At 65.0% G+C, this 11,915-nt stretch carries 13 protein-coding genes; 4 read left to right on the top strand and 9 right to left on the bottom strand.

The genetic code is table 11. The annotated features are described in order from the left end of the window. Positions 1–129: 129 nt before the first annotated feature. Positions 130–522, bottom strand: a complete 393-nt coding sequence (locus ICJ04_RS15250; protein ID WP_188325021.1) for an EF-hand domain-containing protein — start codon at positions 520–522, stop codon at positions 130–132. A 106-nt stretch (positions 523–628) separates the two neighbouring features. Between ICJ04_RS15250 and ICJ04_RS15245 the strand changes: the two genes are divergently transcribed. Then, complete coding sequence (locus ICJ04_RS15245) at positions 629–1,057, top strand: hypothetical protein (protein WP_188325020.1); 429 nt, start codon at positions 629–631, stop codon at positions 1,055–1,057. Positions 1,058–1,088: 31 nt separating this feature from the next. Continuing rightward, positions 1,089–1,628, top strand: coding sequence for a hypothetical protein (locus tag ICJ04_RS15240; protein ID WP_188325019.1), 540 nt, complete (start codon positions 1,089–1,091; stop codon positions 1,626–1,628). Positions 1,629–1,713: 85 nt separating this feature from the next. Here the strand turns inward: ICJ04_RS15240 and rlmM are convergent, their stop codons facing one another. The 3 genes from rlmM to ICJ04_RS15225 all read right to left on the bottom strand — a co-directional run bounded on the left by rlmM (position 1,714) and on the right by ICJ04_RS15225 (position 5,229). Beyond that, positions 1,714–2,796: a 23S rRNA (cytidine(2498)-2'-O)-methyltransferase RlmM gene (gene rlmM, locus ICJ04_RS15235; protein ID WP_188325018.1), complete on the bottom strand. Its 1,083-nt coding sequence runs from the start codon at positions 2,794–2,796 to the stop codon at positions 1,714–1,716. Then, entirely contained in the window at positions 2,780–3,340 is a 561-nt protein-coding gene (locus ICJ04_RS15230; RefSeq protein WP_188325017.1) for a nucleoside deaminase, read from the bottom strand. Before ICJ04_RS15230 ends, rlmM begins: the two co-directional genes overlap by 17 nt. A 140-nt stretch (positions 3,341–3,480) precedes the next feature. Continuing rightward, the gene (locus tag ICJ04_RS15225) at positions 3,481–5,229 is read right to left on the bottom strand and encodes a glutamine--tRNA ligase/YqeY domain fusion protein (protein ID WP_188325016.1); all 1,749 of its coding nucleotides are present in this window, start codon (positions 5,227–5,229) and stop codon (positions 3,481–3,483) included. Between the two features lie 151 nt (positions 5,230–5,380). On the opposite strand from ICJ04_RS15225, the gene ICJ04_RS15220 reads away from it, so the two are divergent. Both ICJ04_RS15220 and msrA read left to right on the top strand, forming a co-directional pair. After that, positions 5,381–5,644: a DUF2007 domain-containing protein gene (locus tag ICJ04_RS15220; protein WP_188325015.1), complete on the top strand. Its 264-nt coding sequence runs from the start codon at positions 5,381–5,383 to the stop codon at positions 5,642–5,644. Between the two features lie 9 nt (positions 5,645–5,653). Continuing rightward, positions 5,654–6,337 (top strand): peptide-methionine (S)-S-oxide reductase MsrA, encoded by a 684-nt coding sequence (gene msrA / locus ICJ04_RS15215; RefSeq protein WP_188325014.1) that lies wholly within the window; start codon positions 5,654–5,656, stop codon positions 6,335–6,337. A gap of 370 nt (positions 6,338–6,707) precedes the next feature. On the opposite strand, the gene ICJ04_RS15210 is transcribed toward msrA, so the two are convergent. From ICJ04_RS15210 to ahpC, 5 genes are all read right to left on the bottom strand, one after another. Continuing rightward, positions 6,708–7,667, bottom strand: a complete 960-nt coding sequence (locus tag ICJ04_RS15210; protein ID WP_188325013.1) for a transaldolase — start codon at positions 7,665–7,667, stop codon at positions 6,708–6,710. Between the two features lie 55 nt (positions 7,668–7,722). Continuing rightward, the gene (rnk, locus tag ICJ04_RS15205; protein WP_188325012.1) at positions 7,723–8,127 is read right to left on the bottom strand and encodes a nucleoside diphosphate kinase regulator; all 405 of its coding nucleotides are present in this window, start codon (positions 8,125–8,127) and stop codon (positions 7,723–7,725) included. Between the two features lie 129 nt (positions 8,128–8,256). Then, complete coding sequence (locus ICJ04_RS15200) at positions 8,257–9,222, bottom strand: LysR substrate-binding domain-containing protein (protein WP_188325011.1); 966 nt, start codon at positions 9,220–9,222, stop codon at positions 8,257–8,259. A gap of 84 nt (positions 9,223–9,306) precedes the next feature. Continuing rightward, the gene (ahpF, locus tag ICJ04_RS15195) at positions 9,307–10,899 is read right to left on the bottom strand and encodes an alkyl hydroperoxide reductase subunit F (protein ID WP_188325010.1); all 1,593 of its coding nucleotides are present in this window, start codon (positions 10,897–10,899) and stop codon (positions 9,307–9,309) included. A 177-nt stretch (positions 10,900–11,076) separates the two neighbouring features. Continuing rightward, complete coding sequence (gene ahpC / locus ICJ04_RS15190; protein WP_188325009.1) at positions 11,077–11,640, bottom strand: alkyl hydroperoxide reductase subunit C; 564 nt, start codon at positions 11,638–11,640, stop codon at positions 11,077–11,079. Between the last annotated feature and the right edge of the window lie 275 nt (positions 11,641–11,915).

The following is an 11,915-nucleotide window of genomic DNA, read 5'->3' as shown; positions in this document are numbered from 1 at the left end:
CGTCGGCACGCCATCAATGCATGCGAACGCCTCGTCGGTACGCCGTCACGCAGGCGAACGCACCGTCGGCACGCCGTCAACGCAGGCGAACGCCTCGGTAGCGCCGAGCCATGCTCGGCGGCTTCTGCATCAGTCCAGCAACCAGCCCGCCAGATCGTCCCGGTCCAGCTTCCCGCGCCGCTTCACGTCCAGCGAGATGAACTCGTCGGCCAGCGACGGATTGGCCTGCGCTTCTTCGCGGCTGATGAAGCCATCACCGTCGACGTCCAGATGTGCGAAATGGATGCGGTACTGCCCCGACGCACTCGCGGGGGTGACCGAGCGTACCGTCACCGGTGTCTCGCCCAGCGGAACGGCGATGTCCACGCTGCCGGTCACGCGTCCGGCGGCCAGCGGCTGCGCGCGTACCACGCCGCTTTCATCGCGCAACGGCTGGCTTTCGGCCGGGGCCGGGCGATTGGATTGAGCAAGCGCGGGATGCGCAGCCAGCAGGCAAAGCAGAATGAGAGTGCGGGAGTTCATGGAGGTCTTTCTCTACGGTGGAAGCGACGCGCGGCGATTCTGAAAGCCGCCGGAACGCATGCGGGGCATAGTCGCATGACTTTCCCTTCCCAAGGTGCACTCCCTCATGAGCATCAGCAGCGTGCTTCTGCAGACGTTTCGACCGGTCAGCTACGCAAAAAAAGAGCTGGCCAAAGCGATTGTCGCCGACCCCTTGACGAAGCGAGCGCAGATCGCCAGAGCATTGGAGACGGTCAGCAATTCGTTCGACTTCAAGGGCGCTGGCGCAGTCGCTCTTAGGTCGCAGGACCGGCTTGAGCGCTTCGCGGCCGGCCTGCCGGCAGTCCCAGGCGACGCTTGGCTGAAACTCGAGCCGCACATGCAAGCAAAAAAAATCGTGCAAGCCATCCGCAATCTGGAAGTGGACCTCAAGGGGCAGCTGAAAACGGCCCGGGCCCAAGCGGCTGACGCGGGGAGCATCAACGCACATCGGGCAACGGACCTGAGCGCCGCAGTCGCTACGCTGCGCGACATCTATCAACCCCGCATGAAGTGAACATTGCACACCTCGAACAGACGCTGATGACATGAAGATCGCCTCGTCCATCGCCCTTCCCACTGGCTTGCGGAAGCGAAGCCGTTCAGTGCCTGCGCAGCGCCCGCGCGAGGAAAATCAATGCACCCGGTTCATCGATGCGCTTTTGTCGTGTGTGGGCCTGCGCCCGAGATCGCCGCCCGTGCCGGAATCGACCGCCCTGGTCGGCGGCCTGCGCGACGTACTGCGACAGGTAAAAGACGCGCGGCAACGTGAGATATGGCCATCGATCGCGGCAGAACAGGCATGTACGCGAATCGAGGGCTGGCTGGTCGATGACGCGCGATGCGATTGCACGAGGTCGGATCTGAGATCGAGCCTCAATGTCATCGAGAATGCATACGCCGCGCAGGAACATGAGCTGAGCCAAGCCTGGCGCAACAGCTGGCTGTCGGGTACGGAAGAGTACAGCGGGTCGGACGAGCTCCTGGTCGATGTCCGCAGCGAAGCTGCGCGCATGGTGATCCGGTCCTTGGTCGCGGTGCGCAGTGAAATCCTCAACGCGCAGCGGATGGCGCCGTACCTTTCTTGACCCGGATACTCGCCAACCTCGATCCTTGGCACGAAGCGCCGAGCATGGCTCGGCGCTACCGGGAGTGCCGGCAAGAGCGGAGGGATCAGCGCAGTGGCGAGGCCAGCACGGTGATCTCTTCGCGGTCGTGATAGAGCTGCTTGGCGCGCACGACCAGTGACTTGCCCGCCTGTTGTTCGAACAGGTCCAGGCACAGGCGGGTTTCGTCCCAGCGCTTCTTCATCGGCAGCTTGAGGTTGAAGATCGCATGCTTGCACCAGCCTTCGCGGAACCAGGTGGCCATGCGCTCGGCCACGCGTCGCGGCTGCTCGACCATGTCGCAGACCATCCAGTCCAGCGACTGTTCGGGCTGCCAATGGAAACCGTCGGCACGCAGGTGCTCGACCAGGCCGGTATCCAGCACATGCTGGCGCAGTGGACCGTTATCGATGCTTAGCACCTTCAGGTGTTGGCGGGTGAGCACCCACGTCCAGCCACCCGGAGCGGCGCCCAGGTCGGCGGCACGCATGCCTGGCTTCATCAGCGCCTCGCGCTCCTCGGGTGTCAGCAGGGTGAGCAGGGCTTCTTCCAGCTTCAGCGCAGAACGCGACGGCGCGTCGGGCAGCAGCTTCAGGCGGGGAATGCCCAGCGCCCACGGTGCGCTGTCGGCGGGTGACGCCGTGCACACGAAGGCATGGGTGCCATCGACGAAGACCACGTGCAGGCGTGGCAGTTTCTCGTTGGGTTTGTCGGTCAGCTTGCCGGCCTTGCGCAGGGCGGGGCGCAGCGCGTTGGCGAACGCGCGCGACAGGCCCGACAGCGGCTTGCCCGCATCCGAATCCGGATGCTCCACCCACAGGTCGCCAAAGCGAGGTGCATCGCCCAGCACCGCCAGCATCGGCGTGATGCGGTCGGCTGCATCCAACTGCGGCAGCTCGGCCAATACGACCAGCTTCTGCCGCGCGAAAATCAACTCGCGCCAGGACAGCATCCGACTGAGTGCGGCGGCTTCGTCGCACATGAAAAGGACATAGCCATCATTGCGCTGGGTACGGGCATAACCGGCGAAGCCGAATTCGCCTGCGCGTGCGGACAGTTCGGCCGCCAGCTCGGGCTCGAAGCCCTGCCGGCACAGACACAGCAGGCCGACGCCTGGTGCGGTATTGCCTGCTTCAGTAGCGTGCGCCATCGGCTTCTCCGTAAGCGCGCAGCACGTCGCGCGCGTCGTCGCGGTTGAGGCCCTGCACCACCTCGATACCGCGCTTGTTGAGTTCGCCCACCCAGTCGGCCGGCAGCGGGCCTTCGTCGAAGGGCGTCAGTTCTTCCACGTCGGCCGCGCTGGCGCCGATCAGCAGGCGATCGATGCCGGCCCACACCGTAGCGCCGTAACACTGGCAGCAGGGTTGCGAGGACGTGGCGAGCATGATCGGCGACAGCACATCGTTCAGGCGCGGCGTCTGCAGGCGCTGCTGGGCCAGCATGTAGGCCATGTTCTCGGCGTGCGCCAGCGACGTGTTGTGCGGCATCACGCGGTTCACCCCGGCGGCGATCACCTTGTCATCCGGGCCAAACACCACCGCACCGAAGGGGCCGCCGCTGGCATGATCGACATTCAACCGGGACAGTGTGATGGCCAGTGCGACCTTGGCTTCGTCGCCCGGATAGCGCTGATCCAGGTCGATCTGGTCATGGATCCAGGCGGGAAGGGTCAGGTGGACTTGCGCATACAGCATCGCGGGGTGCCTCTCATCGGGTTACGGGGGTGGAACACAACAACAGCCGCGCGCAGTGTAGCCCGCGTCCGATGAAGCGGGCGGGCAGGGGCGGCGGCAAGGGCGCGCGGTGGTGGCCGCGCGCACGGACGTCGGTGGTGTCAGGCCGACCAGGTGTCGCGCAGGGTCACGCTGCGGTTGAACACCGGCTTGGCCGCTGTGTGGTCACGCCGGTCAGCGACGAAGTAGCCGGTGCGCTCGAACTGGAACGACTGTTCCGGCGTGGCGCTGGCAGCGGCGGGTTCGACATAGCCGGTGACGGTGCGACGCGATTCGGGGTTCAGGTAGTCACGGTACGTCTTGCCCTCCGACTCGTCATCGGGGTTGGGTACCGAGAACAGCCGATCGTACAGGCGGACTTCGGCCGGCACCGCATGCGCTGCGCTGACCCAGTGGATGGTGCCCTTGACCTTGCGGTTGGCGCCTTCCATGCCGGGGCGCGACTCCGGATCCAGCCAGCCGCGCAGCTCGGTGATAGCGCCGTCGGCGTCCTTGATCACTTCATCGCAGCGGATGATGCCAGCGCCGCGCAGGCGCACTTCACCACCCGGCAGCAGGCGCTTGAAGCCCTTCGGCGGCACTTCGGCGAAGTCGTCGCGCTCGATCCACAGCTCACGGGCAAACGGCACCTCGCGGCTGCCGAAGGACTCATCCTTCGGGTGGTTGCTGAAGGTCAGCGTCTCTTCGTGCCCGTCGGACAGGTTGGTCAACACCAGCTTGATCGGATCGATCACCGCCATGCGGCGAGCGGCCGCGCTGTCCAGGTCCTCGCGCAGGGCACCTTCCAGCACGCTGAAATCGATCAGCGAGTTCTGCTTGCTGATACCCACGCGCTCGGCGAACAGGCGCATCGCCGCCGGGGTATAGCCACGGCGACGCAGGCCCTGCAGGGTCGGCATGCGCGGATCGTCCCAGCCATCCACCAGCTGCTCGGTGACCAGCGCCATCAGCTTGCGCTTGCTCATCACGGTGTAGTTGATGTTGAGGCGGGAGAACTCGATCTGACGGGGCTTGGCGGCTTCGCGTGGCAGCCCGGCCGCAGCCAGCGGGGCGGTCAGCGCATCGTCATGGGCAAAGTCCACATGATCCACGCACCAGTCGTACAGCGGGCGGTGGTCTTCGAATTCCAGCGTGCACAGCGAATGGGTGATGCCTTCCAGCGAATCGCCCAGCGCATGTGCGAAGTCGTACATGGGGTAGATCGGCCAGGCATTGCCGGTGTTCTGGTGTTCGACGTGCTTGATGCGGTACAGGGCCGGATCGCGCAGGTTGATGTTGCCACTGGCCATGTCGATCTTCGCGCGCACGGTGCGGGCCCCATCCGGGAACTCGCCGGCGCGCATGCGGGCAAACAGATCCAGGTTCTCTTCCACGCTGCGATCCCGGAAAGGCGACGGGCGGCCCGGCTCGGTCAGGGTGCCGCGGTAGGCGCGCACTTCCTCGGCCGACAGGTCGCAGACGTAGGCCTTGCCGTCGCGGATCAGCTTCTGCGCCGCCAGGTAGTAGGCCTCGAAGTAGTCCGAGGCGTGGCGCAGCTCGTTCCACTCGAATCCAAGCCAGCGCACGTCGTCTTGGATCGCGGCCACGTACTCCGGGTCTTCCTTGGCCGGGTTGGTGTCGTCGAAACGCAGGTTGCACACACCGCCGAACTCGCCGGCGATGCCGAAGTTCAGGCAGATCGACTTGGCATGGCCGATGTGCAGGTAGCCATTGGGTTCCGGCGGGAAGCGGGTCTTGATTGCCTGGTGCTTGCCGCTGGCCAGGTCCTCGCGCACGATCTGGCGGATGAAATCGCGCTTCTCGGTGCCGTCGGTGGGGGTTTCGGGGCTGGCAGGGGTGTGCTCGGACATGATGCGGCAATCAAGGGCAGAAAGACCGCCAGTCTAGCGTGTCAGCGCTCCAGCTGCCCGCGGGGTGTCCGTCCTGGGGCTGCTGGACAGGACCACAGGCCCGTTCATGCCGCAAGCGTATGCTCGATGACAGTCATCCAAGGAAATGTCCATGCACATCGTGTACAAGGCCGACAACCTGTTTGATGCCCACCTGGCCAAGCATGCGCTGGAGGACGCCGGTATCCCCGCGTTCGTCTTCGGCGAGTCGTTGTTGGGCGGCATGGGCGAGCTGCCGTTGTTCGGCGTGCTGCGCGTCGCCATCCCCGACGCCGCCCGTGCGGAGGCAGAAGCCGTGATGGCCGGGTTGGACTTGGGCCACGGCCCGGACGACCCCATTTCAGACACAGACGATCTTGCCGGCCAGCCGGCCTAGGAGCACAGCATGTTGGGACTTGGCAACGGGATTCTCGGTATCGGCGCCTTCAAGCAGCGTCTGCCGCGTGCGGAAGAGGCGCTGCCCGGGCGCGATCAGCCCTTGGCACTGCAGAACAACCAGCACTTCGTGAACAGTCATCCGCTGAAGGATCGCTTCGCGGGATACGAGCGGATCCGCTTTGCCATGGGCTGCTTCTGGGGTGCCGAGCGGAAGTTCTGGACCCTGCCCGGGGTGTACAGCACCTCGGTGGGCTACGCCGGCGGGGTGACGCCGAACCCCACCTATGAGGAGGTCTGTTCGGGTCTGACCGGCCATACCGAGATCGTCGAGGTGGTGTACGACCCGAAACTGATCACCGTGGAGCAGCTGCTGCAGGTGTTCTGGGAAAGCCACGACCCCACCCAGGGCATGCGTCAGGGCAACGACACCGGCACCCAGTACCGCTCGGCCATCCACTGCCTGACCGAGGGCGAGTACGCGGCGGCGCTGGCCAGCGAAGAGGTCTATGGCGTGCATCTGAAGGAGGCCGGCTACCGCCCCATCACCACCGAGATCGTGTATCCGGCACCGGAGTACTACTACGCCGAGGACTACCACCAGCAGTACCTGGCGAAGAACCCGAACGGCTACTGCGGCATCGGCGGTACCGGTGTGAGCTGCCCGATCGGTACCGGCATCGCGGCACCCTGACGCTTTTCAAGCCAGGGCAAAGTCAACGGCTGCAGGGCTGTGGCGTCGGCGGGTCCAGGGCGGTGCCCTGGTAGCGCCGAGCCATGCTCGGCGGAATGTTCCCGTCAACGGCCCGCTGCGCTCGCCGACCATGGGTCGGCGCTACCGCTTTTCTCTTTTTTCATACGCGGCGGGCGGCCACGGAACCTGTCAGGGGGCCGGGCGGTGGGGCTGGGCGGGGGCGTTGAGCGCCATGGATGGCGCGAAACGAGGCACGCATGGATGCAGTTCTTGCCGTCCCCCGCATAGCTCCACCGCCTGGCCCAGCGCCGGATGTAAAAAAAGCAGCCCGCCGCGAGGGGGGCTTACCCGTTCGACCCGCCCGACACAATTACAGCTCCGCGCGGATCCGCGCCCGCAGGCTTTCCAGATCCTTGGCGAACGCGTCGATGCCGGTGGCAAGCTTCTCGGTTGCCATCGGGTCGGCGGCCAGATCAGCGGCAAAGCGCGCGCTGTCGATCGGCGTGGACTTCACCGATTCGGTCGCACCAGCGACCAGCTTGCGCTCCAGCGCACCCTGGTCAGCATCCAGCTTTTCCAACAGGTCCGGCGAGATCGTGAGGCGATCGCAGCCCGCCAGTGCTTCGATCTGCGCGGTCGAGCGGAACGAGGCGCCCATCACCACGGTCGACGAGCCGCGGCGCTTGAACTCGGCATACACGCCGCGTACGAACACCACGCCCGGGTCTTCGTCGATGGTGGCCGGTGCCTGCCCATTGGCCACGTACCAGTCCAGGATACGGCCGACGAAGGGCGAAATCAGGAACGCGCCCGCTTCGCTGCAGGCCAGCGCCTGGGTCGGGTTGAAGATCAGGGTCAGGTTGCAGTCGATGCCTTCGGCCTGCAGCACGCGGGCGGCTTCGATGCCTTCCCAGGTGGCGGCGATCTTGATCAGGATCTTCTCGCGCGGCACGCCGGCGTCTGCGTACATCTGCACGAACCGACGCGCCTTGGCGATGGTCGCCTCGGTGTCATGCGACTTGTCGGCGTCCACTTCGGTGGACACGCGACCGGGCACCAGGGTGCTCAACAGCGTACCCACGCCCACCGTCAGCCGATCAGCGACGGCATCGACGACCGCATCGCGTTCGCCGCTCTGCTGCCGACCCCAGTTGAGCGCATCTTCGATCAACGTGGCATAGACCGGCAGGTCCAGCGCCTTCTTCACCAGGGTGGGATTGGTCGTGCAATCCACTGGCCGCAGCTTCTTGATGGCCTCGTAGTCGCCGGTGTCGGCCACCACCACAGACAGTTCGCGCAGCTGGGAAAGTTTGGACGGGGGGGTGCTCATTGCAGCTCCATCGTTGCGGGCGCGCGTGGGGCGCGGCCAAAGGGTCTGGGATTCTTCAGGGCTTGTCGTTGTGGACAGCGGTGACACGCAGCTTCAACTTGCGACCACCGGGGGCATCCCACTCGATGCGCTGGCCGATCGCCAGTCCCAGCAGCGCCGTGCCAACGGGCGCCAGCACGGAGACCTTGTGCTCATCGACATTGGCTTCGCGGGGGTACACCAGGGTCAGTACGTGGGTATCGCCGGAGGTTTCATCTTCGCACTCTACCCGCGAATGCATCATGACGATGCCTTCCGGCATTTCCGCCGTCGGCAGCACGTTGGCGCGGGTGAGCTCTTCTGAAAGCGCTGCGGCAGTGGGCAGTGCACTCGCCGCAGGCGAGTCCAGCAAGGCCTCCAGCCGGGCAAGATCGTGGGAAGAAACGGTGATGGATGGCGGCAGGCCGCTGGCGGTGGTCATGCAGTACTCCTGGAAAGGGACCATACAAAAGGCGGCACCGGATGGCGCCGCCTCGTTCTATTGTGGGGACAAACGGGGCGGGAATCGACCCGTTGACCGCTTCCAGGGATTTCGCTGTTCCGCTGCGGCTCAGTCCAGCCGCGCCGGCGCGGTGCGATCGATGCCGCGTGGCGGAGGCGGCGCCCCGTCCTCCAGCGCGAACAGCGATGCGGGCAGGTGTTTGAACTGATCCGCCAACTGCTGCAGGAACCCACTCATCGCCGAGCTGCGCCGCCACGCCATGGCAATGCGGCGGCTGGGCGGATTGTCACCGATCAGGTCCAGCAGGCGGATGTTGTCCGATCGCGGTACCGGTGGCTTGACCGACAGCGTCGGCAGCAGGGTGATGCCCACATCCGCGGCGACCATCTGCCGCAGCGTCTCCAGGCTGGTGGCGCGGAACTCCGATTTTTCGTTTGCGCCGAACAGCCGGCAGACTTCCAGTGCCTGATCGCGCAGGCAGTGCCCGTCTTCAAGCAGCAGCAGGCGCTGGGCCGACAGTTCCTGCACGTCCAGCCGCTTGCGCCCCGCCAGTGGATGCTGGGCGGACACCGCCAGCAGGAACGGTTCTTCGAACAGGAACTCGGTATGCAGCTGATCGTCCAGCACCGGCAACGCCAGCAGTGCTGCATCCAGTTTGCCTTCACGCAGTCGGGCCAGCAGGACATCGCTTTTTTCTTCCACCAGCAACAGCTCAAGCTGTGGGAAGCGCTCGCGGATGCGAGGGATGACATGCGGCAGCAGGTACGGACCGAGCGTAGGGAAGATGCCCAGCCGCACTGCACCGGCCTCCGGGTCGCGGCTGCGACGCGCGGCCTCCTTCATCTGCTCTACTTCGGCCACGATCACGCGTGCGCGCGCTGCCGCGTCGTGGCCGGCGGGTGTCAGCATCACTTTGCGGGGAGCGCGCTCCACCAGCGACACCCCGAGCTCGTCTTCCAGCTTGCGTATCTGGGTGGACAGCGTGGGCTGGCTGACGAAGCAGGCCGCCGCGGCCTTGCCGAAGTGACGATGCTCCGCCAGCGCCACCAGGTATTTCAGATCACGTAGGTTCATCCTGAGACCTCATTGGATAGATACCGGGTGATGGCGTGGTTGACCCAGTGGACACGTGCGGTCCCGGTGGTCCGGGATCTTTTGTCAGGCAGCTTCTGCAACGGTGCTGCTGCTCTTGCTCACGGACGAGCGGATCAGATGGTCGAAAGCACTGAGTGCAGCCGTCGATCCGGCGCCCATGGCGATGATGATCTGCTTGTACGGTACGGTAGTGCAGTCTCCCGCAGCAAACACACCGGGCAAACTCGTCTGGCCCCGATCATCGATGACGATTTCGCCACGCGGTGACAAGGCGATGGCGTCGGCCAACCACTCCGTATTGGGCAGTAGTCCTATCTGCACGAAGATGCCTTCCAGCTCGACCCGGTGCGAATCGTTGCCGATGCGGTCCTTGTAGACAAGGCCGGTCACTTTCTGCCCATCACCCAGCACTTCGGTGGTCTGCGCGCTGGTCAGCACGGTCACGTTGCCCAGGCTGCGCAGCTTGCGCTGCAGAACCTCGTCAGCACGCAAGGTGGTGTCGAACTCCAGCAGGGTGACGTGGGCGACCAGGCCCGCCAGATCGATCGCCGCTTCGACCCCGGAATTGCCACCGCCGACCACCGCCACACGCTTGCCCTTGAACAGCGGGCCATCGCAATGCGGGCAGTAGGCGACCCCTTTGTTGCGGTACTGGTCTTCGCCGGGGACGTTCATCTGCCGCCAGCGCGCGCCGGTGGACAGGATCACCGACTTCGACTTCAGCACGGCGCCATTTTCCAGCTGCACCTGCACCAGCCCGTCGTCGCCGGCGGCCACCAGCCCAGTCGCGCGCTGCAGGTCCATGATGTCCACGTCGTACTCGCGCACGTGCTGTTCCAGGGCCATGGCCAGCTTGGGGCCCTCGGTCTCCTTGACCGAAATGAAGTTCTCGATCGCCATGGTGTCCAGCACCTGGCCGCCGAAACGCTCTGCGGCCACGCCGGTGCGGATGCCCTTGCGCGCGGCATAGATCGCCGCTGCAGCACCGGCCGGCCCGCCGCCGACGACCAGCACATCAAACGCTTCCTTGGCGGCGATCTTCTGCGCATCGCGCTTGGCAGCACCGGTATCCAGGCGCGCCACGATCTGCTCCAGCGTCATGCGGCCCTGGTCGAACAGTTCACCGTTGAGATACACGGTGGGCACGGACATGATCTGTCGCTGCTCCACTTCGTCCTGGAACAGCGCACCGTCGATGGCCACGTGCTGCACGCGCGGATTGAGCACTGCGGCAAGATTCAGCGCCTGCACCACATCGGGGCAGTTCTGGCAGGAGAGCGAAAAATACGTTTCGAACCTGTACTCGCCTTCCAGGTTGCGCACCGCCTCGATGACCTCGGCCGTCGCCTTGGACGGGTGACCGCCCACCTGCAGCAGTGCAAGCACCAGCGAGGTGAACTCGTGGCCCATCGGCAGGCCGGCGAAGGTCACATGGATGTCTTCGCCCGGGCTGCCCAGGTCGAACGAGGGCACGCGGCCCTGGCCGTCGCGCAGGACGTCCAGCGAGATCTTGTCAGACAGGCTGTCCAGCGTGGTCAGCAGTTCCAGCATTTCCTGTGCCTTGGCACCGTCATCCACGCGCGCGGTGATCTGGATCGGGCGGGTGACGCGCTCCAGGTAAGTCTTCAGCTGCGACTGCAGGTTGGCATCCAACATGGTTTTCTCCTGGCTTCAGGCAAACAGGGGGCGTGGCGCCGCTGCACAAGGTAGCGGACCAGCGAGGGGTAGGGGTGAACCCAAGACGCCTGTGGAAGGGGCTGGCGGTGGCTGGCGCCGGCGTCTTGGGTTCACCCCCACGCCCGCACGGGGCGGGCATGGGAGCGAGGGGGCAGCTTAGATCTTGCCGACCAGGTCAAGCGACGGGGTCAGGGTCTTCTCGCCTTCCTTCCACTTGGCCGGGCAGACCTGGTTCGGGTTGGCGGCGGTGAACTGGGCAGCCTTCAGCTTGCGCAGGGTCTCGGACACGTCACGGGCGATCTCGTTGGAGTGGATCTCCATGGTCTTGATCACGCCTTCCGGATTGATCACGAACGTGCCACGCAGGGCCATGCCGTCTTCCGGGATGTGCACGCCAAAGGCGTTGGTCAGCTGGTGGGTCGGGTCGCCAACCAGCGGGAACTGGGCCTTGCCAACGGCCGGCGAGGTTTCGTGCCAGATCTTGTGGGCGAAGTGCGAGTCGGTGGTGACGATGTAGACCTCGGCACCGGCCTTCTGGAACTCGGCGTAATGATCCGCCGCGTCTTCGATCTCGGTCGGGCAGTTGAACGTGAAAGCAGCCGGCATGAAGATCAGGACGGACCACTGGCCCTTCAGCGTGCTGTCGGAAACCTTGATGAACTCGCCATTCAAGTAAGCGTTGGCTTCGAACGGCTGGATCTGGGTGTTGATCAGGGACATGGATATTCCTCTTGGGTGAAGGGGACTGGGTGAATCGACAGGGCCTAGATTACCGGCTCCAATTCAATAAGGACAATCCATTGATCGCATCTATTCAATAGGCATTGACTATCAAAGCAGCGCATCGTAATGAAGCTCACCCCACCGGAGCGTCGGGAAAGCCTTGTCGCACGGCGCTCCTGAGGTCCAATGCCGGCTTCGTCGATAGGTCGCGCTTATTTCAGACCCCCACCTGCAGCTGAACGCGGTGGCCCGTCACCCAGGTCATGCAGGAC

This window comes from Stenotrophomonas sp. 169 (assembly GCF_014621775.1).
Taxonomy (GTDB): Bacteria; Pseudomonadota; Gammaproteobacteria; order Xanthomonadales; family Xanthomonadaceae; genus Stenotrophomonas.
The sequence above is the reverse complement of the archived record's forward strand: the minus strand, read 5'-3'. Positions and strand labels throughout refer to the sequence as shown.